Annotated in this window: 22 protein-coding genes; 4 read left to right on the forward strand and 18 right to left on the reverse strand. The window is 49.1% G+C overall.

Annotation, left to right across the window (positions count from 1 at the left end):
* Positions 1 to 148: 148 nt before the first annotated feature.
* Both DR88_RS09120 and DR88_RS09115 read right to left on the reverse strand, forming a co-directional pair.
* Positions 149 to 3,793: a transporter substrate-binding domain-containing protein gene (locus DR88_RS09120; protein WP_032443953.1), complete on the reverse strand. Its 3,645-nt coding sequence runs from the start codon at positions 3,791 to 3,793 to the stop codon at positions 149 to 151.
* Positions 3,794 to 3,809: 16 nt separating this feature from the next.
* Positions 3,810 to 4,412 carry a response regulator gene (locus tag DR88_RS09115; RefSeq protein ID WP_025861928.1) on the reverse strand — a complete coding sequence of 201 codons (603 nt, stop codon included), beginning with the start codon at positions 4,410 to 4,412 and terminating at the stop codon, positions 3,810 to 3,812.
* 934 nt (positions 4,413 to 5,346) lie between these two features.
* Here DR88_RS09115 and DR88_RS09110 point away from each other — a divergent pair.
* The 4 genes from DR88_RS09110 to hdeA all read left to right on the forward strand — a co-directional run bounded on the left by DR88_RS09110 (position 5,347) and on the right by hdeA (position 8,099).
* Positions 5,347 to 5,844 (forward strand): fimbria/pilus outer membrane usher protein, encoded by a 498-nt coding sequence (locus DR88_RS09110; protein WP_207146184.1) that lies wholly within the window; start codon positions 5,347 to 5,349, stop codon positions 5,842 to 5,844.
* Positions 5,841 to 6,044, forward strand: a complete 204-nt coding sequence (locus DR88_RS0126340; protein WP_004900490.1) for a FimD/PapC C-terminal domain-containing protein — start codon at positions 5,841 to 5,843, stop codon at positions 6,042 to 6,044. Before DR88_RS09110 ends, DR88_RS0126340 begins: the two co-directional genes overlap by 4 nt.
* Complete coding sequence (locus tag DR88_RS09105; RefSeq protein ID WP_004149726.1) at positions 6,044 to 7,366, forward strand: tetratricopeptide repeat protein; 1,323 nt, start codon at positions 6,044 to 6,046, stop codon at positions 7,364 to 7,366. The genes DR88_RS0126340 and DR88_RS09105 overlap by 1 nt, the downstream gene beginning before the upstream one ends.
* Before the next feature lie 412 nt (positions 7,367 to 7,778).
* Positions 7,779 to 8,099, forward strand: coding sequence for an acid-activated periplasmic chaperone HdeA (gene hdeA, locus DR88_RS09100; protein WP_004149724.1), 321 nt, complete (start codon positions 7,779 to 7,781; stop codon positions 8,097 to 8,099).
* A gap of 197 nt (positions 8,100 to 8,296) precedes the next feature.
* On the opposite strand, the gene DR88_RS09095 is transcribed toward hdeA, so the two are convergent.
* The 16 genes from DR88_RS09095 to DR88_RS09020 all read right to left on the reverse strand — a co-directional run bounded on the left by DR88_RS09095 (position 8,297) and on the right by DR88_RS09020 (position 22,657).
* Positions 8,297 to 8,890, reverse strand: coding sequence for an ATP-binding cassette domain-containing protein (locus DR88_RS09095; RefSeq protein ID WP_004889839.1), 594 nt, complete (start codon positions 8,888 to 8,890; stop codon positions 8,297 to 8,299).
* The gene (locus DR88_RS09090) at positions 8,890 to 9,696 is read right to left on the reverse strand and encodes an ATP-binding cassette domain-containing protein (protein ID WP_004889841.1); all 807 of its coding nucleotides are present in this window, start codon (positions 9,694 to 9,696) and stop codon (positions 8,890 to 8,892) included. The genes DR88_RS09095 and DR88_RS09090 overlap by 1 nt, the downstream gene beginning before the upstream one ends.
* Positions 9,690 to 10,502, reverse strand: coding sequence for an ABC transporter permease (locus DR88_RS09085; RefSeq protein ID WP_004889844.1), 813 nt, complete (start codon positions 10,500 to 10,502; stop codon positions 9,690 to 9,692). Before DR88_RS09085 ends, DR88_RS09090 begins: the two co-directional genes overlap by 7 nt.
* A complete protein-coding gene (locus tag DR88_RS09080) occupies positions 10,502 to 11,500 on the reverse strand; it encodes an ABC transporter permease (RefSeq protein ID WP_045145301.1) in 999 nt (332 codons plus the stop codon). Before DR88_RS09080 ends, DR88_RS09085 begins: the two co-directional genes overlap by 1 nt.
* An 11-nt stretch (positions 11,501 to 11,511) precedes the next feature.
* Entirely contained in the window at positions 11,512 to 13,101 is a 1,590-nt protein-coding gene (locus tag DR88_RS09075; RefSeq protein ID WP_050511148.1) for an ABC transporter substrate-binding protein, read from the reverse strand.
* 104 nt (positions 13,102 to 13,205) lie between these two features.
* Entirely contained in the window at positions 13,206 to 14,204 is a 999-nt protein-coding gene (yut, locus tag DR88_RS09070) for an urea transporter (RefSeq protein WP_004149719.1), read from the reverse strand.
* A gap of 99 nt (positions 14,205 to 14,303) precedes the next feature.
* Positions 14,304 to 15,254 (reverse strand): urease accessory protein UreD, encoded by a 951-nt coding sequence (locus tag DR88_RS09065; protein WP_004149718.1) that lies wholly within the window; start codon positions 15,252 to 15,254, stop codon positions 14,304 to 14,306.
* Between the two features lie 8 nt (positions 15,255 to 15,262).
* The gene (gene ureG / locus DR88_RS09060; RefSeq protein ID WP_004149717.1) at positions 15,263 to 15,886 is read right to left on the reverse strand and encodes an urease accessory protein UreG; all 624 of its coding nucleotides are present in this window, start codon (positions 15,884 to 15,886) and stop codon (positions 15,263 to 15,265) included.
* A gap of 16 nt (positions 15,887 to 15,902) precedes the next feature.
* The gene (locus tag DR88_RS09055) at positions 15,903 to 16,613 is read right to left on the reverse strand and encodes an urease accessory protein UreF (RefSeq protein WP_004889850.1); all 711 of its coding nucleotides are present in this window, start codon (positions 16,611 to 16,613) and stop codon (positions 15,903 to 15,905) included.
* Positions 16,597 to 17,235: an urease accessory protein UreE gene (locus DR88_RS09050; RefSeq protein ID WP_004900479.1), complete on the reverse strand. Its 639-nt coding sequence runs from the start codon at positions 17,233 to 17,235 to the stop codon at positions 16,597 to 16,599. Before DR88_RS09050 ends, DR88_RS09055 begins: the two co-directional genes overlap by 17 nt.
* Positions 17,236 to 17,273: 38 nt before the next feature.
* Positions 17,274 to 18,992: an urease subunit alpha gene (locus tag DR88_RS09045; protein ID WP_004149714.1), complete on the reverse strand. Its 1,719-nt coding sequence runs from the start codon at positions 18,990 to 18,992 to the stop codon at positions 17,274 to 17,276.
* Positions 18,993 to 19,023: 31 nt separating this feature from the next.
* Positions 19,024 to 19,464: an urease subunit beta gene (ureB, locus tag DR88_RS09040; RefSeq protein ID WP_004149713.1), complete on the reverse strand. Its 441-nt coding sequence runs from the start codon at positions 19,462 to 19,464 to the stop codon at positions 19,024 to 19,026.
* A 33-nt stretch (positions 19,465 to 19,497) separates the two neighbouring features.
* Positions 19,498 to 19,800: an urease subunit gamma gene (locus tag DR88_RS09035; RefSeq protein ID WP_004900470.1), complete on the reverse strand. Its 303-nt coding sequence runs from the start codon at positions 19,798 to 19,800 to the stop codon at positions 19,498 to 19,500.
* A 78-nt stretch (positions 19,801 to 19,878) separates the two neighbouring features.
* Complete coding sequence (locus DR88_RS09030; RefSeq protein ID WP_004149711.1) at positions 19,879 to 21,129, reverse strand: ammonium transporter; 1,251 nt, start codon at positions 21,127 to 21,129, stop codon at positions 19,879 to 19,881.
* Between the two features lie 577 nt (positions 21,130 to 21,706).
* Positions 21,707 to 22,018: an acid-activated periplasmic chaperone HdeB gene (gene hdeB / locus DR88_RS09025; RefSeq protein WP_004900465.1), complete on the reverse strand. Its 312-nt coding sequence runs from the start codon at positions 22,016 to 22,018 to the stop codon at positions 21,707 to 21,709.
* A gap of 48 nt (positions 22,019 to 22,066) precedes the next feature.
* Complete coding sequence (locus DR88_RS09020) at positions 22,067 to 22,657, reverse strand: DUF308 domain-containing protein (protein ID WP_004900460.1); 591 nt, start codon at positions 22,655 to 22,657, stop codon at positions 22,067 to 22,069.
* Positions 22,658 to 22,719: the final 62 nt, after the last annotated feature.

Raw genomic sequence — 22,719 nt, forward strand, 5'->3', positions numbered from 1 at the left:
CAGAGCAATTGTGTTTCACAAATAGCCTGCCTACGGACAGGCAGAAGATAAATACCCATCGCAGTTGAATAGGGCGCCTGAGCGGCCATTAGCAAAGATACCGTAAGGGCACTAACCTTTAGGTTATTCATACTGCTACCAGCTTGCTTTATTCCCTTGAGGTAAGCCCTTCCCTTTTAAGAAAATTGTCCATTGCTTTCTCTAATGCAATCAATTGTTGTTCAAGCAGCTGCATATCCTCCCCGAAAAGGGAAAGCGGTTGCTCTGATGCCAGTGCATTTTCTAATTTATCTGCAAGCACATGTAACGACGTTGCGCCGATTAACTGTGCCGTACCATTAATTCGATGTAGATGATATCGAACGATATCTCGATCATGGCTGAACATCGCTTTTTTAAGCGCCGCCAGATCTTTGATATTCTCATGGTATGCCTGATTAATTAATTCAAGCATGAATGCCGTATCATCCATTGCGTTAGCCCGTAGTGCCTGCATATCAATCAGTTCATTACATACTGTAGTATCCAATGGTGTGTTTAATGACGCCGATATTTCATTCTGAGTTGGATTTTCCAGACGCTGCGTTATGCTGTTAAAAGCTGCAGCAAGTTGCGGCAAATTAACGGGTTTAATCAGGCACAAATCCATACCGCTGGCCAAACAACGTGCTTTTTCGTCAGGCTGCGCATTAGCCGTTAAGCCCCAAATGACCAGGGCGGGATTAATCTTCCTTACCTGCTGGGCTAGTGTAAGTCCATCCATTCCGGGCATATTGAGATCCGTTATCAGCAGATCGTACTGTCGTCGTTTGATCAAACTGAATGCCTGTTCGCCATCTTCGACATCATCTACATAATAACCGAGAATATCTAACTGACGGCGCAGTAATAACCGGTTGGTAGGGTTATCGTCAGCAATGATGACCCGTAGCCCAGATGATACAGGAAGGGCCATTTCCTGATTATTTAAATCTGCAGGGGCGCGATCGGATACTTGAGTCTGAACATATATGCTCATTGTTGTGCCCGTGCCAGGGTGGCTGGCCACCGAAATGGTGCCATGCATGCGATCCATCAGCTCCTTACAGATGGTTAACCCGAGACCAGAGCCCATTTGCTTCTTACCACAGCTGGCCTGACTGAAAGGTTTGAACAGTAGCTGCTGTTCCTCTTCGCTGATCCCTACGCCACTGTCTTTGACGCTTAGCATCAGCTGAGCCGCATCATTTTCACGAGGTTGTGTTTCCACCTTAATCTCTACGCCACCGCTCACCGTAAATTTGATCGCGTTGCTTAAGAAATTGGCGAGCACTTGCTTAATGGCCTGCGGATCCAGCCACAATATGCCTCCGGCATTCAACTGATAACTTACCGTTAACTGCAGGTTTTTTTGGCGAGCAAGGCCAGCAAAATTGGCCATCGTTGCTTGGGTTAATGCCTCGATGTCAACCCATTCTGGAGTCAGCTCAAAATTACCAGATTCTATTTTTTCCATATCCAGCACATCGCCGATCAGTCCAATCAACGATTGCGCTGTAGCATAAGCCAACTGAAGTGATTCCTGCGCTTCTCGTTCGCTTTGCGGCCCCGTTGCCAGTAATTCCAGAAAACCCATAATAGCGCTGACCGGGGTACGTATTTCATGGCTCATTCTGGCCAAAAATCTACTTTTTGCCCGGCTAGCCTCAATGGCTTTATCTTTTTCGACCTGAAGCGCCTCCATGAGTTTGCGGGATTCAGTTATGTCCTGCCAGCCACAAATCAGTACAGGTGGTAATGGTACTGGCAGCGGGCACAATGTCATCCAGTGCAGAATAGTACGGTCTTCGGCACCGTTGTTGAGTGTAAATTGATGTGATGCCACCGTATCCGGTGCCAATCCTTGCTGCATTTCCTGCTGAATAACCGGAAAGATATGCACAAGCGGGCTTCGGCGATCAAAAAGGGAATAATGTATAGCCTCTCTTTGTTGCGGCGTAAAAAACGCGTTGAAGGCACGGTTGTAACTTTCAATTTCTCCTTCCGGCGTCGTAATATAGACCGGGACCGGTATCGAATTCGATAAGGTCTGACGTAAACTCAGCTGGTATTCCAGCGCTGCCTGCGAGGCCTTTTCCCGCCGAATGGCGCGTAGCAAATAACCACCCCAGAGTAAACTACTCAAAATGAGCAGTACCGCACTAACCGTCAAAATATAAAAAGGACGGCTATAGAGATCCCAGGTATCGATTTTTACCTCAGGCATTTTAATCCACTTGCCCGCCAGACTTAGCGTTTCTTTGGGGGGGATTTCGGCCAGCGCCTTGTTTAGAATACTTTGTAGCTCGGGTTTATCACGAGGTACAGCAAAAGCAATTTGCGCAGAAGGCTGATTGGGGATCCGCTGATAGCTCATTGTTTCGGGATAGTAATGATCGATGATATATCGAGCTGCCAGTTGGGTGGTCACCACGCTATCCACTTTGCCAAGATTGAGACTACTCAGAGCGGTACTGGTATTCTCAACGATGATCCAATGGACGTCGGGATACTTCTGAATCAGCTTATCCCGTAAGGAATAATAAGCAGGTATAGCGACTGTTGAACCGGCTTGGAAAATATCTTTTTGCTTATTTTCAGTGCGGCTCACCACTACATAAGGTGTGGAAAAAAATGGCTGCGTGAAGGCCATTTCATCTTCACGTTCCGGGCTATAGGTTACTGTAGGCACCATATCCCAGTCTCCTTTACGCATAATCTCTGCCATATCGCTGTTGGATTTTGCGATAACGGGTTGAAAGTGCAGCCCGGTCTGCAATTGAACAAGATTGAGAATATCTCCTACTAACCCACGAATTTCCCGGTTTTCATCCAGTACGGTGAAAGGGGCATAATAAGGATTGACCAGAGTTCTGAGGACCGGATTTTTTTCTATCCAACGCTTTTCTTTCGGCGTTAAAGATAGTGGTTTAGTTAAAAAAGTGAGGTTACCGTCATCCACCCAGGTATGGGAGATCCGGATATGTGTCGATGCATCTAAGGCGGAAATGAATTTATTGATTATCTCGACGAGCCTGGACTGATTTTCTCGTGCGATAAAATAGCTACCCGTTAACGGTGAACGCCAGTATTTAACAATGTCTAGCTTTTGATAGAAATCGCGAGCGATGAGAAAGTTGCTGGCGATATTGTCGCCAATGAAGTAGTCGTTTTCACTTTTGGCAACAGAAGCCAGTGCTTGATAATTGCTGGAATAGGAGACAATGTTGGCGTGTCTGAATATCGATTTAATGAAGGTATCTGATGGATAGTGTTGACTCACTGCCACATTCACAGTTTTATCAAGCTGGTAAAATGGCATCATTCCGTTCGAATTCAGGGTTACTAATGTCGGATAGGCCTGGAATAATAGCTGGCTGATAATGAACGGTGTGGTGGCCTGATGAGAGGTATTGTTTGAGGTCAGTACCAGATCTGCCTCTTCGTTATTCAAGGCACTAAGCGCCTGAGGTTCATCATCATAATAGTGAAGTACAAGATTTACGTGCAAAGCATCTTTCAGCAGCTGCAAATAATCTGCATTAATCCCTCGATAACAGCCATTGTTACTATTCATGGCGATGGGCGGATTTTCTTCACCATAGACCGCAATCGTCATGGTACGTTTATCAGCAAGCCATGCGAGATCCTCCTGGCTTAGAGGAAGCTTAGAGATAAAATTGTGCTTTTTGCTGCTTAGCGTCAGCGTAATTGGTTCAGTCGTAGCGGCTACTGTTTGGCCTGTTAGCAATATCATAGCCAGCACAATAATCATTCGAGATATCATTTTTTCAACCGATATTGTTATTGTTTGAAAAGACGAATAAATCTTTAAGCGTTTTACAGTTGAGCTTCCCCATAAGCCTTCTTTTATAAGTGCTGACAGTTTTTGGGTTGATATTCATCTCTGCCGCAATATTTTGATTTGGTGCGCCACTAAGAATATACCGCATTATTTTAATTTCTTGTTCTGACAATGAAAGTATCTTATTTTCAGCAGGCGTGGGGTTATATGATGGGAGAGGGAAGTAATAATATCCACGCTGCACAGCCTGAATAGCAGCAACGAAGTTATCCATTGACTCTTTTTTGCTAATAAAGGCATTAGCTCCCGCATCGACACTGCATTTACGATAGAAAATTTGGTTTTTCCCGGACACCATGACAATGCTACCAGCGTAGTGCTTTTGGCGAAGTTTTGTTACCACATCGATGCCACTCGATCCAATTAGCATGACATCCACGATAACGATGTCGGGTTGCAACCGATCAACCAGCTGGATAGCATGAAAATCATCTGCTGCTTCACCCGTTACCACTATATTTTGGTTTTCCAGGACGGTTTTTAGTGCTAAACGTGCAAATGGATGATCGTCAATAATGACTGCACTCATATTGTGGTTACTGCTGTTCATTGCATAATCCTTTTATAGGGTGAGTGAAGCAATGGGGTATCGTGGTACCACCTGAATTATTGTTTTAAATGATTAGCCTGACCCTGGGTAACTAACTCTTTTGGCTAATATACAGGCGTTAACTCCCTGGGACGTAGAGTAAAAAACACGCTCATTAACCAAACGTAACAATCCCAAAATAGCTAATCACGAATCTCAACGCACACAAACAAACAGTGCGAGACAAGCGCAAAACCAATAGCCTTACTTATCTCATGGGAATTTCTCTGCGAACATTTATTCAGCATATGCAAGCTTATGAGTGGTTACGTTAGTTACCAAAAACTTTGTTATCTCATTGTGTTGAATAAATTCAGAACCAGTTATTGTGATATAAGTCAAAATTTTAAGGCGGTAGATCCTGAAAATAGATATTAATCATGCTAACCCTCCCTGATGTTGTTCAGTCATTCCGATCTCTGTGTTGACGTAATGACAGAACTTTATTATGAACCAAATGTTTTTGTAAAAATAGAGACCTCTTCCCCAAAATGCAAGCACGAATATTTTTTTTAAGATTGCTATGATTGCTATGTAAGGTATTTCCTACAGAGGTAGTATTTTTCCTGTTGGTCTAATGTCAGGAACATTAATGCATTAAATCGAAAAAGGGCATCGACAGAAAGGAGGATGAATATTGTTGCTGAATCAACAAAGAAACGTTATAAAGACCTGGAGCGTAAATTATTAGTTGCCGAAAGGTTGTCAATACAAATTTATTGAACTTGAGATCTTCTTGGGGGAATTATCCTACAGGCGTAGGAAGCTACTCTCGATGAAATAATCCAGCTCTCATTTATTAATTTAACTTAATCTCTAAGATAGGCATTGTCAGCCACGGTAGGCTGCGCAGAAATTTAATTGTAATCTTTATTTGATACAGAACTGGGGTAACCAAAATCAGCCTGGTAACAGCAACCTTAATATGGGCTGGCAGGGAAGCAAAGGCAGCATTAACGCGGGCTATGGCTACTCCCATGATACGCGTTCAATGAACATGAATATTACCGGAGGGGCAATTGCGCACTCTGAAGGCCTGACGCTGTCGCGAACGCTTGGAAGCTCAAGGGCGCTGGTCAGTGCACCGGACGCAAGCGGCGTCCGTCTTACCAGCGGCAATGGCGTAACCGATTGGCAGGGTTTTGCCGTTGCGCCTTATCTTTCCGATTATACCAGCAACAACATCGGCCTCGATCCCAGCCCCCTGCCGGATAATGTGGACCTGCCGAAAACCAACGTTGAAGTTTATCCGACGAAAGGTGCAGTGGTGAAAGCCGATTTCGCTACCCGTATCGGTTACCTGCTACTAATGACCCTGACGCGCGTGGGCGGGATGGGTATTGTGCCCTTAGTGCGACGGTTTCGCTGTTGAATAGCAAGGGGCGTGATGATGCGACCAGCATCGTGGGGGATAACGGTCAGGTGTATATGGCTGGTCTGCCGGTGAAAGGGGAATTGCCCGTGGTGTGGGGTAAAGGCGTCGATAAGCAGTGTCGGGTGAATTTTAATCTTAACGGCCTTAAGCCAACGGCACAAATGCCGGTAATTCAATTGAATGGCGATTGTCGTTAATGAAAATGCGTTATGTCCTGGCGTCAGGCAGCAGCGCAGCAAGAGAGATCGATATGAATAAAATGAAAAGTGTTATCTGTTTTCTGGCACTGGGTGCTATCAGCCCGCACGCCTGGGCTACGCCAAATAATGATGACATTAAAGCGATGCTTTCCCAGGCAAAGAGTGGGGATGCCTGTGCCCAAACCCAACTTGGCATTCTTTATGCTGAAGGCAGTGGTGTCACCCGTGATTATAAAAAAGCGCGATCGTGGTTTGAGCAGGCCGGTAAACAAAATTATGCCGATGCGGAATATAACCTCGGCGTGATGTACGGCAATGGGGATGGTGTGGCGCGCGATAATAAAAAAGCGCTGACCTGGTTTGAAAAAGCGGCAGAGCATGGCCATATCGGCGCCCGTTATAATCTGGGCATGATCTACAGCCAGGGAATTGGCACCGCCAAGGATCCGGTTCGTGCGACTTTCTGGTTTGAGCTTGCCGGGCAAGATGGTTCGGTGGAAGACAAATATACGCTTGGCGTGATGTACAGCAAGGGTGAACCGCTGGAGAAGAATGATGTAAAAGCCCGGCAATGGTTTGAACGCGCAGCCAATGAGGGGCATGTGCTTGCCCAGTATAATTTAGCGGTCATGTACAGCGAAGGACTGGGGGGCGATCGCGATCTGCAAAAGGCGCGTCACTGGGCGGATAAAGCCGCCGGGCAGGGTGATCCAGAGGCCACCAGATTGCTCAGCGTATTGAATGAGCGTGGTAAACAGAGTCCCTTCGAAATACTGATGGTGGCAGGCGGTGACCCTGCTGCCGCGCCGCATATTGTGCCACCGGTTCGGCTGGGTGCCGATCATGGGGTTGAAAAGCCAGCGGCTGAAACACTTTCGGAGACACCCGCTGCAGTCATAAATACGGCACCAACCACTGAGTCTGTCGAGATTATAAAGATTGACGAGGGTAGCTCCGGCGTGGAAATAGAAAAAATAACGGAGGACGCGCCGGCAGAGGAAGCCATGCCGTCGGATGCGCTGAGAAGTCAAAAGATGGAAAACAGGGAGAGTGAGGCACGGGCAGGCGAAGCGGAAAATTTACAAAACTCTCAACGGGGTTCAACCCAAAATAACGAACTGACTCCCGCCACTGGTTCGCAGGCAGTGAGTGAAGGCGCTCCCCGGGAAGAGGGGCAACAGGCAGAGGAGAACGACGTCATGGGATCATCCGGTGTCAGTGAGTCGGTTCCTGCCCAGGAAACGGTTTCTGCTACGAAACCCGCCGAAGATAATATTGTGGGGAATCCCGCACAAGAATTGGTAAAGACAGAGGAATAGCTTAACTCTATCGTAAATCGCATAAATTTATTCTGGCTACCAAAGTTAGCTAGCTGAAAATTTATCTGATTCACAAAAAATAAGGAAATAAATAGTATGCTTATGTGTATGGCCATTTCCATTATTCCATTCGTATGGTGCCATTAAGATGGAAAAATATTATTATTACTTGCAGCCTGTGCCAATAGATACGGCTCCATTTAATGGTGAATAACACTATTATTACGCTGTGCTGATTTTGACCTTCATAAAATCAGCTAGTTTGTCGGCTGCATGCTTATCATAACCTGTCTGCTATTTCATACCATTTATTGTGCAACTGGCTATCGCCTGTCTTTGCCAGTAAATGATGGAGGGCTCAGGTTGTCAACGTACGGTCTTGTAAATTAAATAACGTGATGGAGATGAATAAATGAAAGTTAAATCATTGGTTTTTGGTGCCATCGGCGCACTGTTTTTAACCTCTGCCGCCCATGCAGCTGACCACAAGAAGCCGGTTAATTCCTGGACCTGTGAAGATTTTCTGGCGGTAAATGAAGATTTTCAGCCTACGGCAGTGGGGGTTGCGGAAGCGCTGAATTCTAAAGACAAACCGGAGGATGCGGTTCTCAACGTTTCTGGGATTGAAAAAGTCACCCCGACAATCGTTCAGGCTTGCCAGAAGGACAAGAAAATGTCTTTCAAAGATAAAGTTCGTGCTGAATGGGATAATCTGAAAAAGGAAATCTATTAATCCCAGGGGAATGCCACAATCCCTTATTCCGCAATAATGTTAGGAGTAGCAGAGCCGCGTTATAACGTGGCTCTGTTTTTTGTGACTAATTAAATACTTCATCGATTTCGCTTTCGCTTTCGCTTTCGCTTTCGCATCCGCGTTAAGCGACTCGTCCCTGCAGATCATACCCGCAACTATCCGCTAAGTCGCTGTGCTTAACGCGAGGCTATCATCATGCGTGAGCTTATTTGCTCCAGAAGCGCTGTCTGATGACTAAATATAATGATGCTTAACCCGCGCCGACGGGATTCATGGATTAGCTGCTGCCAGATATCCCGTTGCACAGAAGGATCGAGCTGGGCGGTGATCTCATCGGCAATCAGTACGCGAGTACGGGGATCGAGCGACCGCAGCAGCGCAATACGGGCCAGTTCCCCCCCGGACAGCTGAGCAGGTTTTCGCCTCAACCACTCGGGGTTAACGTGAAAACGCGCCAGTTGTTCATCATCCGGCTGCCACGCATCGCGTAAGGCATTTCCCGTGGTGCGAAAAGGGTTAAATGTGCGTTCAGGGTGCTGAGGCACTAACTGAACCGGACAATAACCACGTTTTGGCAAAGGAAGGCCGTCAAGGGTGATCCGCCCCTGGCGGCAGGACTGCCAGCCCGCAAGCACGCGTCCCAGCATGGTTTTACCATAGCCGCTCGGTGCCGAAATTCCCAACCGCTCACCCGCCGGCAATTCAAAAGAGAAATTTTGCCACAGCGGGCGATTATCTTGCTCAATGGTGAGCTCTGAAACAGAAAACATTACACGCCCCCGGCCTGGACAGGCATTTCCTCATCGGAAAATAAGCGTTGGTGTTCTGGCAGGGCCAACCACTGACGTCGCAATGCTGCGCTTCCACCGCCGTCTTTGAGTTCGTTAACGACCATATCATCACTGATCTGTCCGTGACTGAGGGCCACAATGCGATCGGCGAAACGTGCCGCCAGCGACAAATCATGGGTTACCCATAGCACCCCGGCCCCCTGAGCCGCCAGATCGCGTAACTGATGTAGGAGCTGGAAAGCCAGCGGTTCATCAAGCCATGCCGTAATTTCATCCGCCAGAATATACCGGGCTCCTCCTAATGCGGCATTACATGCCAGAATGCGTTTTGCCATGCCGCCTGACAGCTGGCGGGGATATTTCAGCAGAATATCGTGCTGAAGATGATAATGTTTGATTTGCTGTTCTAGCGCCAGTGCGCAGGTATGGCGACCACTGAGGTGCAGGCTTCGCTTCAGCTGAGTGCCTACGGTCAGAAGGGGGTTGAGCGAACCGACGCCCTGCGGAATATAGCAAAGTGTGTTACCCCGAAGCGTTGCGCAATGGCGGGAATCGATCGCTTTGCCCTCCAGTCTGATTTCCCCACGCATCCGTAAGTTATCGGGTAAGAGTGCCAGAGCCGTTTGCAGCAGGAGGCTTTTTCCTTCCCCGCTTCCCCCTACCAGAGCCGTTATTTCGCCGCGTTTGACTGACAGATTAATATTGCTAAGGAGAGGCGATAACTGTTGGCGTCCAAACCAGGTGTAATGTACATGGTCGACGTAGATGCTACTGAAATTCAGCATGATGGATTCCTTAACCACAGATCGCGAATGGCGCGCACGCAGAGATCAAACAGTAAAACAATTAACAGCAGCATCAGGCCGGGATACAGCGCCAGCCACCAGCTACCGTTGCTAAAGAAACGCAGCGCATCGGCTAATAAAATCCCCAGGGAAGGATCATGAGGCGCCAGTCCGAAACCAAGAAAACTTAATGCTGCGCTGTGTAAGACAGCATGTGGGAACATCAGTAATGTTCCCACAAGCCACTGTGATGAAAGCGCGGGCAGATAATGCGCCCGCCAGCAGTACCAGCGAGTATTTCCAATACGCTGAGCCAGCGTCATGTAGTCGCTGGTCCGAATCTGCTGGGCTTCTGCTCGCAGGATCAGCGCCAGTTTGGGCCAGTGGGTGAACGCGACGGCTAAAACCACGCCCCGCATTCCTCCTCCTACCGTAAAGCAGATCAGGATAAGCAGCAGCAGATGGGGTAATGAGAGCAGGGTATCAATGATCAATCGTAGCGCCTGATCCATCACGGGATGGATAAGCGTCAGACTGGCGATCAGCATCGCAATAACACCGCTGCAGATTGCGGCACCGACACCAATTTGCAAACTGGTCAATGCCCCCTGAAAGCAACGTAACCACAGATCGCGCCCCATATTATCGGTGCCAAACCAGTGGCTGGCACCGGGCGGAAGATAGCGTGCCTGCAGATCTATCGGTACATCCACTGACAACAATGAAACGCCATAGGCAGCCATCATGCCGAGCAGTAAGGATGAAAAAATAAAACGCAGTAATGCCGGAGCGGGATTATTCTGCATCATTTCGGCTCCAGAATATGATTTGTTCTGGCCAGTAACATCGCAGCGAAGCTATTTCCGCAAAATACCAGCACGGTACTGAACAGCACGATGCCCATCAGCAACGGAATATCGCCGCGCAGGCCAGCATCAATGGTGGCTTGCCCCAGTCCGGGGTAGGCAAACACTTTTTCTGCCAGAAGCGAGCCTCCGAGGAGTTCGCCAACTGAGGCAAACTGCAGGCAAAGCGCGGGGGTTAATGCATGGCGGAGTACCTGTACCCGTAATAGCCCCCAGCCTTTCTCGCCCTGGGCTCGCGCGTAGTGTACAAAGTCACTGCGCATCGTTTCGGCCACTTTTTCCCGAGTGTGCAGTGCAATTTGTCCAATGCCGGTCAGGCTTAACGCAACCATCGGCAAGATGACATGGTGAAGGCGCTCCCCCAGGCTGGCATTGTCGGCGTTCTGACCCGGTGCCCAGGCACAGCAAACCGGAAACCATTGCCAGTGAACGGCAAATATCGCCAGCAGTAATAAGCCCACCCAAAACGTCGGTAGTGAGGACAACAGGTAGCTGATGCGGCAGATTAAGCGATCCGGCCAGCGGTGGAGATAACGTCCGGCAGTCAATCCCAGCATGATCCCTAACAACCCTGACAGCAGCCAGGCGCTGGCTAACAGGATAAATGAGAGGGCAAAGCGTTCGCCAATAACCTGGGCAACCGGGGCGTTATAAATCATTGAATATCCGAGATCGCCCTGGATGACTTGCGAAAACCAATGCCAGAAGCGTAGCCACAGCGGTTGGTCCAGTCCCCAGCGTGCGGCAATGAGGGGGTACTGTTGGGGGGGAACATGCAGCAAATCATTGCCGATATAGGCACGAATGGGATCAACCGGTGAAAAACTCAGCAATGTAAAGGTTCCGGCCGATACCAGTATCAGCAGAATGGCGAGCCTGAAGACAGCAATCAAAACAGGACCTGGCCCGTAAGATCGGGTTAGATTTAGCCTGGTCATTAAAAAATGTTTTACTGGCACGTCCATTTCCAGTCCTGAACATTGTTAAGCACTGACCAGCTGCCATGAATTTCAGGAGCAGCATTACCTAAATCAATACACGGACTGGCAAGGTAGGTATGTTGTAAATTTAGCAGCCAGGCCCAGGCGGCATCGCCCCGCACGCCCGCGCCAGACTCTCCATCCCATTCAACCTGCTGCCAGACGGGAACCGCTTGTTGCCACGTTGGCGCGTTGAGCGCCTGCTGGAGATGCTGGTCCACGGCGTTATTGCTGTAATAACCCGGATTGTAATACTCAACGCCCGCCGCCTTGCTGCTGTAATGATGGTAAAGCTCCATCGGATCTAGACTCCCCCAGCCGAACAGCGTGGGATTGGCATGCATATGCCGCTCGACGGTTTCCCAACTGCCGGATTTGAGCTCCATCGCGATACCGAGGGGGTTCACCATCGCGCTGACGGCCTGAGCCAAATCGCGACGGGTGCTGTCTCCGCTGGCATACCACAGCGTTAACTGTGCCTTTTTACCGTTTTTAACACGAATGCCATCCTGTCCGACCTCCCAGCCGGCATCATCGAGAATGTGTTTCGCTGTGGCGAGATCACCATCTTTGAAGGCGGCCTGGGGATTGTCCCAGGGTAAGCCCTGCACCGCGCTATAAGCAGGTACTGCGTGACCTTCCATAAGCTGGTTTGCCAGAAGGTGACGATCGATGGCGTAGTTGATGGCCCGCCGGATAGCGACATCCGCAGTAACGTCATTACCGATCGGGTATCCGTTAGCATCTTTTTGACCGGCAGGTATGGTGGGGAAAGCGATACCCCGGTTTTCCACGCTTGGGCGTACCCATAGTGTTAAGCCCTGTTGCGGCGTAACCGAAACGGATGGTGCGACTCTGACTAATCCTAACTGACCACTTTGCGCCGCAGCGTAGGCGCTGTCTTCATCCAGAAAGACAAAGATCAGTTTATCGAAGTCGTTTCGGTGGCCTGAATAATAAGGATTAGCCTCAACGATAAGCTGCTGCCCGGGCTGAAAGCTCACCAGCCGATACGGCCCTGCGCCGACCGGATTTTGCGCATAGGTTTTTGCATCATATTGATGTTGAGGCACAATCCCCAGCGATCCTAATACGCTGACAAACGTGCTTTGCGGTGCGGACAGGGCAATCTCGACCCGACGGTCGTCCAGAACCCTGGCGGCGGAAAAATTCCCCATATCGATTTTGCCGCCACCCTGCGCGGCCTGGTTATAGGTAAAGGCCACATCCTGGGCCGTTAAGGGCGAGCCATCTGAGAATTTCAAATCCGGCAGGAGCGTAATGGTCCAGATCTTTCCGTCGGCACTGTGCTCGACGTGTTCAGTAAGAAAATTCTCCCAGTCCATATCGACATTTTGTTTTAACAGCGCGCTATGCAACAGCAACGTGCTTCCATGGCTCCAGCCCAGTAAAGGATCAAAGCCTTCACTGGGCTCTTCACCAATAGCCAATGTAAGTGAGTGACCTGAGGTTGAGTCCGTTTCAGCCTGCGCATAAAACGGTAACGTGCTGGCGATAAGCGCAAAAGTATATGACATTACTTTTAGTAGGTGAGGCATGCGGCTTCCTTGTAACAATGCATAGTCAATAAAAAATGCCCTGACGCCTGGTATGCAACTCTGCTTTTTCAGCAATATCGATAATGGGCGCCGGTCACATCTACCTAGTGACCCTGACGATGGGCCGGCATAATGTCTTTATTCGGCACCAGAAAGAGCCAGGAAGCGAGAACAAAGGGCATGGTCAGCGTTGGGATGCCTACCGGCGCCAGCAATGTGTTCATGGCTCCCTGCACGAAAACGGTAAATATCACGCCGATAAAGGTGTAACCCAAAACTCGCCAGCTGGGTTTATTGAAACTTGAGCCAAGCGCAATGGCCGTGAGCACCGCGCTAAATGCATATAACCCGCTGTCGGTGCTGGTGGTATTCGCTCCAAGCAGTGAGGCAGTTAATACCGCGAGCAGCGAACCGCCGATGGCAAATATCGCCGCCCAACGTGACGCCACCGCCAGACCCACAACAAATAGTCCCCCCGCGGCCACGCTGCTGAATAAATACACCTCAGAAACACCGTGCAATACTGTGGCAAATATGTGGCCGTTGAACAGCCCCCCCGCCGGAGCACTAACTAACGGGTGGGGGAGTTCAGGTACGGATAACCCGGAGGCATCCAGGCCTGAAAACGCATAACTTGCCAGCAACACAACCCACGTCGTCAGCACAAAGGGAGCCGTTAATGCCGCTACTTTCCAGGTTTTCAGTATGTCGGCAATACTGACGGTGGCGATAACAGACACGATGCTGCCTGTAATAATGCAGCCCCAAAGCTGCGGCGTGACGGATAAAAAGGTCGGCAGCGCCACCCCAACCAGACAACCATTGTATCCGTATAGTCCGGCCAGCCATGAGGTGCGATCGTTAACGAACATACCGGTAAATGTCGCAACCACCGTACCCAGCACACAGCCATAGGCCGCTGCGGGATTGCCTTCGCCGTAAGCGGCAATAAATATGGCAATAAAGAAGATTAACCCGGTCAGTGGATTATTCTGAAACATGACCTGAGCACATCCCCGCAGCGTCACGTCGATAAACCTGACGGCAGGGTTTATTTCAGTGAAATGAGTCCATTTACTCGCTATAGCTGATGAGGTATTCATGATGTGGCGTCTCCTGCTAATTATTTTTCATTCTGAGCTTGTCTGACGGAAGAGGGCCGTTAAGGCCCTTTTCCTAAAGGCAACACGCTGATGTAAGGGTCAGACTTTCCAGAGAAAGGGCGCCGGCAATGAATAACCGGTGGCGACTTGCCGCACGGTTTGCCAGAAATCCCGGATAGCTTTTTTTATACGGGTGCTGTCGTTTGCCAGTACCTTATAAATAAGCCCAGCCCCATTGGGTAAACGGCTTACGCCATGACACAGCTCCTCGCTATAAAAAGAGCGTGAACGGGATAAAATTTCGTCCTGGCAGGTTGAAGGGGTCAACACAATTACGTTGCCGTAAATATCGAATGTTCCCATTACGCCGACGACATCCAGCGGCTTTTCTTTAGGGGTAAGTACCAGTTTTTCAGTGAACAAAACGTCACCGGCTTCATTTTTGGCACTGATCCGCGAGGAATAAACATCAAAACCAAAACGCTCATCCTGGTGATGATGCTTACGCCCTGGCATCAGGATTTCCGAATAAAGCACGGTGGCGGTGCTGTCGCATTCAATAAGGGTATCGCTGATAAATCGCGAATGACGATGCGGAATGACCTGATCCGGCATAAATTCAAGATAAGCCTGCTTACCGACGCGTATATGTTGCGTTTGCGCGGCAAAATTATTATCCATCGAATGGATTTTAGTCGCTGACTGCGTGGTAATATGGGCGCAGGCGCCCGCATCAACCTCAATCTCCACCGTTAAGCGATCCCCCTGCAAAACGCATCCTGAGGTGGAGATCATGGGTACGCAGGGCAGGAATGGCATTTCCTCATCCCAGTAGAGGGCTTTTTGAACCAGCAATGGCACCTTTCTTTCCATTTCATGGAGGGTGCTTTTGGCGCCACGATCGGCAAAACGTAGCCGCAAATAGCCATGTTTGCCGACGGCGCCGCTGGCCATTTGCGGTGGCTCTTGTTGATACTTTGCCAGTTCGGGCGCCAACGCGCCCAGAGAAAGAGTATCGAACGCCGGCGACGCCTTGTGTTTGGTCTGCATGATGGCTCCTATTTTGCGTGCGTAAACAGGAAATCTTTTTCGATCATGTCCACCAGGGCATCGATGCCTTCGCCAGTTTTACAGTTCGTTAATATATAAGGACGGTTGCCGCGCACAATTTTGGTATCATCCTCCATGACTGCAAGGCTCGCTCCAACGTAAGGGGCGAGGTCGATTTTATTAATAATCAAAATATCCGCCTGCACCAGGCCGGGCCCATTTTTCCGGGGGATTTTTTCCCCTTCGGCCACATCGATAACGTAAATATAAAAATCAGCCAGCGCCGGACTAAAGGTCAGCGTTAAATTATCGCCACCGCTCTCAATCATAATGAGGTCGCTGTCCGGGTACTTATCTTCCATTTCCTCAACCGCAGCGATATTCATACTTGGATCTTCGCGTACTGCGGTATGGGGACAGGCTCCGGTTTCAACGCCCATAATCCGCTCTTCATCAAGAATGCCTTTCAGGGTGCGTTTTACCTGTTTGGCATCTTCGGTTGTGACCACATCATTGGTAATGATTAACGGCTTATAACCACGCTCGATTAATTTAGGGGTGATGACTTCAATGATGGCTGTTTTACCTGAACCAACCGGGCCGCCGATACCCAGGCGAGTAATTTTTTTCATTCTCCAGTCCTTATTTTTAATTCATAAATAAACGCACATGCGCATCAACGTGTACGGCGGCCAGAATATCGATAAGCGGCGTGTACGACGCCATTTCGCTGATATCGGCATTCACGGCCTGCCGGCAAAATTCAGGTATGTTTTTATTTACGGCATACAGAATCTGCTGGCTGTCAAAGTGCGTTATCCTCATCAGCCGCTGGGCGGCGCTCAGGATAGTCATGGCAACGCCATACTGATGCATAGCAATGGTTTCCTGAGCGCTGATCCCTTGTAACCCCATGACCAGCGCCTGGCTTACCGGAAATGTGCCTGCTGTCTGTCCGGTTTTAATGTTATCCAGCCACCACGTCAGCAGGTCGGCTTCGAACACCTGACGGGTCATCTCAACCAGTTTCTTACCCATCCGCTGCGTCATTAACCGCGACTCTTCATTGAGTTTGCGATTCATAATTTCGCGATCAACGGCCAGAAGCTGATCTAAGTTGCCATCAAGTAATGCCCGGTGAGCATGGGCCAGGCCAATCGCATCGCATTGCGCTGCCTGGACCAGCGAGGTTTCAACAAACGCTTTTAAGCTCACGACATCGTGGACCAATCCCACCTGAATAGCGGATTCCACACCGCATGAAAAAGTAAATGCTCCCACTGGCAGAACCGAGTCGCCGAACTGCAATACTCTGATCAGACGCAGGAGCTGATGTGATTCATCAATGTTTATGCTCATGCGCATTCCCATGATGTGCGTGGTGAGATCGATCGTGGGCGTGGCCGTGCTGTGGATCGCCGCTGAGCACGCTGACATGGACATGCGGGTCTTCCGCACCGCCAAACAGCAGGCGGGACTCGGACGGTGTCAGGTGTGGTAATACCGTTTCACCCGCGACAAAGTGATATTCAGATTGCGCGTAACCATGCGTTTTCAACACGGAATTCATCATTTTCTTTTCGACTGATAAAGGGACATATACCTGAGTGCCTTTGATCACCGACTTCCAGTGTTGATTTCCCAGGGCGTGTCCGAGTTCAAACACGCGTTTAATTGCGCCTTCGAACTCTGCCGTGGCCAGGGAGGCGAGCTGGATAACCAGCACTTCCCGCAGAGTGATATGTACGGTTAACAGGTATTTTTTGTCGTCATCACATAACAAAATATCCCCGTCGGTTAACCGCATGCGACGATCCAGAGCGATACCGATATCAAAACCCTGCTCGCTTTGCTTACGGCAACGGCTTTTTTGAGCTTCCCATTGTTCCAGGGACAGCACATCGTGTTGATATCCGCGGGTCTTTTCCTGCCACGACGGGTCGTTTTTTACATTTCCGATAATCGTCTCAATCAGTATCATGTTTATTTGCCTCACATCAGAACGCACGGATATGGCGCTTAGCCAAAGAAATATTTTTGGTTCATTACCGCTGTTGTGACGGGGTTGCAGGTGGCATGTTCACCATCCACTTTCACGGCGAAAGTTTCCGGATCAACTTCGATATGCGGCGTGGCGGAGTTACGTACCAAATCACGCTTGGTTACTGAGCGGCAATTGTTGATAGCGATAACCTGACGCTCAAGGCCGGCTTTCTCTTTGACACCATCATCCAGCGCGGCTTGAGACACGAAAGTCGCGCAGGTGTCTTGCAGGGTTTTCCCCATGGCACCAAACATCGGGCGATAGAATACCGGCTGCGGGGTCGGCAGCGATGCGTTTGGATCGCCCATCAGGGCCCAGTTGATCATGCCGCCCTTGATCACCATCTTCGGCTTCGCACCGAAAGAACGCGGGTCCCATAAAACCAGATCGGCCATCTTGCCCACTTCAACTGAGCCGATGATATGGCTTACGCCATGCGCAATAGCCGGATTGATGGTCAGCTTGGCAACGTAGCGCAATACCCGGAAGTTATCGTTGCCGTCGCTGTCTTCTGGCAGTTTCCCGCGGGCGACTTTCATGGCATGGGCTGTCTGCACAACGCGCAGCCAGTTTTCTCCGACGCGTCCCATCGCCTGAGAGTCGCTCGAAAACATCGAGATTACGCCCATGTCATGCAGCACGTTTTCCGCCGCGATAGTTTCCGGACGGACGCGGCTTTCAGCGAAGGAGACGTCCGCAGCCACGTTTGGGTTCAGGTTGTGACACACCATGATCATGTCGAACAGTTCAGCCTGGGTGTTGATGCCGAATGGAAGGGTAGGGTTAGTGGAGCTGGGCAGCACGTTTAACTGGCTGGCCACCTTGATGATATCCGGTGCGTGCCCACCGCCGGCCCCCTCGGTATGCAAGGTATGAATAGTACGGCCTTCAAACGCCTCGATAGTGTTTTCGACGTAACCCGCTTCGTTAAGGCTATCGGTATGCACCGATACCTGAATATCCATTTCGTCAGCAATACGCAGGGAATGACGTAACGCGTTTGGCGTGGCTCCCCAGTCTTCATGCACTTTCAGGCCCGCCACCCCGGCAATAATCTGTTCAACCAGCGGAGCACGCCCAAACGCGTTACCCTTACCCAACAGTCCGACGTTGACCGGTAGCCCTTCCACTGCGCGCAGCATCTTGCGAATATTCCAGGGGCCTGGGGTGACGGTTGTTCCGTTGGTACCGTCCGTCGGGCCGATCCCACCGCCAAAGAAAGTAGCCACGCCATTCGATAGGGCGCTGTATGCCTGCTGCGGTGAAATAAGATGGATATGGCTGTCGATGCCGGCCGCGGTCAGGATCAAGTGTTCCCCGGAAATGGCGTCAGTGCTGAGCCCGACAATCATATTCTGCGTCACGCCATCCATAATGGCCGGGTTACCGCTTTTACCAATGCCAACAATCAGGCCATCTTTAATACCGACGTCGGCCTTAATGACGCCCAGTTTGGCATCGAGAATCGTGACGTTGGTAATCACCAGGTCCAGAACGCCGTTATCGCGCGTTAAGGTATTATTCGATCCCATTCCATCACGCAGTGATTTACCGCCACCATAGACCGATTCGTCACCATAGCCGCGGAGGTCTTTCTCAATTTCGATATAAAGGTCGGTCTCACCCAGGCGGATTTTATCTCCGACCGTCGGGCCAAACAGGCTGGCATATTCTTTTCTTGAAATAGTTGGCATAAAATCCTCACTAGACAGTTAATTCTGAAATTTAACTTACTGATTTAAAACCATGTTTGATGGCATTGTTAAGAATATCTTCAGGTGCATCGCCCTGAATGCCAGAGGCGTTGCCGACCCAGCCGTCGACCAGATTATTAAAGCCGTATACCACCTGCTGACCGCTGAAAGGAATTAATTCAACGGTAATAGCATCACCCGGTTCAAATCGTATCGCTGTCGTAGCGGTAATGTTGAGTCGTTTACCAAACGCTTTACTGCGCTCAAACTCCAGTGCTTTATTGGCTTCAAAGAAATGAAAGTGCGAGCCTACCTGGATTGGACGATCGCCCGTGTTTTTGACATGAACGGTAGTAATGGAGCGGCCTTCATTAAAAGTAATTGGCGAGTCCGCTAATACATAGCCGCCGACGGAGACCCCTGTCTCCACCTTTTTAACCATGGTTTCCGAAGTGTTGGATTGCTTTTTCATTAGAGCTCCTTTGCAGAGTCATTTCAGGCTTATTCACTGAATCGGGTCATGAACCGTGACCAGACGACTGCCATCGGTGAAAATGGCTTCGACCTGGACGTGAGGAATTAAATCGGCCACACCGTCCATGACGTCCTCTTTGGTTAATACGGTACGTGCTTCATTCATCACCACTTCCAGGGTTTTTCCTTCCCGGGCACCCTCCATCGCCGTGGTCGTAATAATGGCAACCGCTTCCGGGTGGTTCAGTTTTAGACCCTTGTTTTTGCGCTTCAACGCGACGTCAGCCAGGGTATAAACCATCAGCTTTTCAATTTCTCTGGGCGTGAGTTGCATATTTCCTCCATTCCTGATTACACACATTGTTTAATATCGGTGATGCTGCCCCAGCCACAGGGAAGGGGCAGAGAGATATTAATTTTTCTCGCTATAGGCATCTTCGCCGAATAAAGTGTTATCGAGTTCGCCGCCAACTTTATTCTGGTCGACTTTAACTACGGTGAATTTATTAATGAGCCACAGAATAGCCAGTGTGAAAATAAACGACCAGACGCTGGTAAATACCACGGCGGTAATCTGTTTAATGATTTGCATCCCATTGCCTTCCAGCAGACCGTCAGGCCCATTCGCGTTCCATGTGGCTGAGGCAAAGACACCCACCAGAATCGAACCTGTTATCCCGCCAACGCCGTGTACGCCAAACACGTCCAGCGCATCATCAAGGTAGCGGCGTACCAACAGCACCACGAAATAACAGACGAAGCTGGCAATAATGCCAATTAGCGCGGCAGACTGAATCGAGACATAGCCAGCAGCTGGGGTGATAGTGGCAAGCCCGGCTACTGCGCCGGTTAAAAAACCGACCAGTTTGGGTTTGCCTGTACGGATTTTCTCAATAATAAACCAGGTGACGGCAGCAAAAGCGGCGGCGATATCCGTGGTCACAAACGCGGAGACCGTAACAGTATTGACCTGCAGTTCTGAACCTGCGTTAAAACCATACCAGCCAAACCACAATAAACCGGCTCCCAGGGCAATATAAGGAATATTATGCGTACCGTCTGAGGCCACCGTACGTTTGCCAACATACAGTGCGGAAGCCAGTGCGGCAAAACCCGCTGTGGCATGGACTACGATCCCGCCAGCAAAATCTACGACTCCCCATTTCGCCAGCATTCCCTGCGGACTCCAGATCATATGAACAAACGGGCAGTAAACCAGAAGTGTCCAGAAGGTAAGGAAGACCAGATACGCTGGAAAATTGACGCGATTTGCAAACGCACCCGTTATTAATGCGGGGGTAATGATGGCAAACATCATTTGATAGACAAAATGAACTAATAAGGGGATGCCACCTTTGTTACCGGTGTACATCGTCCCTGGATCAATATTATTCATGAAAGAATAATAGAGGGGATCGCCGATGATCCCGTTGAGCGTCGGACCAAAGCTCAGTGAATAACCGACGATAAACCAAAGGGCGGCGACCCACCCCATCGAGAAAAAGCTTTGCGCCATTATCGTCACAATACTTTTTCTGGGTACCAGTCCGCCATAAAAAAATGCCAGCCCGGGCGTCATCAACATCACGAGGCTGGCGCAGAGCAACATAAAAGCAGTGTTAGGTACATCTAATGATAAATAATTTACAAGTGCATGTTCCATAAAATTATCCCTGTGATCTTATACAGCGCCTGTAAGCGTTGATTTTTTAAGCTGACGAACGCAGATTGCACGATATGACAGTGCAATGTGTAAAATATATATGCAGGACGTTGTTTATATTCGTAAAATAAATCCTCCACGCATCGAGGGAGTGGTTTTATTAACCTGTTAATATGCTTTTAATCGTTCACGCTTTTCTCCATGGCAGGCTGTGTGCTGATTTTCCTAAAGGAGGCCAGACATGCTAACAGCTTCTTATAAATGCATGCCTTGCATTCGATAAAATAGGTCTCCTGACTTTTGTAAAGTTATATACTTCAAGAGTGTATAGCTTGTTTTATAATCTGTATATCAGAGTGGATACCCGCATGAGTCATACCCATCCTACTGGTGTAAGTTGTTGCCTGACGGAAAAAATATTGGCTTATTTCTGTCAGGGTAGCTGCCGGAGCAATTATATCTCAGGACGGAATAAGAAGGCAGGCACGTAAAAAAGCGAAAAACAGCAATCTGTAAGATAGGCTGTTTTCCGCTGGTAGTTTATCAGGTAGGGCAGAAAAGAATAAACTGCGCAGGATTATCGAATATCATTCACCCATTGCATAATTTTACTTTCTGGCTTTTCATGACAGATTTTGATTAACTTTGGTACCGAGACGGTGTCCGTTTCATTCCAGTCAACGGTATCTCCACCTTTATAGACGGTCTCATTATTGATTGCCCAGTAAGCTACCGGGGTCATTGCCTTAGGGTTCATATCAAGGTATTCCCGGCAAGTCATGTTTTTCGGTGTGGTTTCCGACGCTTTCTCCGCCGCCACGGCGGCGTTGGCGTTCAGTAAAACAAGAGTCACAACGGGTGTGAGAAACAGAGTGGATAATTTTTTCATGATGTTTTCCTGTTTGAAAAGCCTATGCACAATATATAAAATAGCGATTTACGTGGTAATTAATTTTTTTTGTGCTTTATTCAGTGCATAGCTGAGCACTAAGAAGAATCCGGCACAGAACAGCATTTCCAGACCAATGAAGGTGACAGTGATGATATAGTTGGCGTCTTCGCTAGCGCGGAGCCAGGCCAGGGCGATGATGAGGTCTATTATGCCAATGAAAATACACCAATAACGACCCTTCATAGCCCGATCTTTAAATCCCATGGCGATGCGACTATACCCGGCAAGGATAAATAAAACACAAAACAGCAATGACAAAGTATTAATACCGAATGACGTGCTAAAGATAAAACCACAGCCGACGCCAAAATAAATAATTCCAAATAACAACGATGAGATGTAAGAACGAGTATTGTATTTAATGAATATCAATGCCATCGCCACAGAGTACATGCCACAGATGAACATTAAAGCACCAGTCAGGGTGCTAATGACCACACCGCTATATATTGGGAAGAGCATACAGGCCAGCGCGCACAACAGCAGTATAACGGCCATAACGGCAGTAGCTCTATGGTATCTTTTTAACAGCGTACTGCCAAGAGTATTTATTTTACTGCTGTCAATAAATAACATGATTTCTCCGTTAGTCATTACGGTAGCAAAATGAACCGCAGCAGATAGCGGGCGACGGCATT

The sequence above is a fragment of the Klebsiella pneumoniae genome (assembly GCF_000742135.1).
Classification (GTDB): Bacteria; Pseudomonadota; Gammaproteobacteria; order Enterobacterales; family Enterobacteriaceae; genus Klebsiella; species Klebsiella pneumoniae.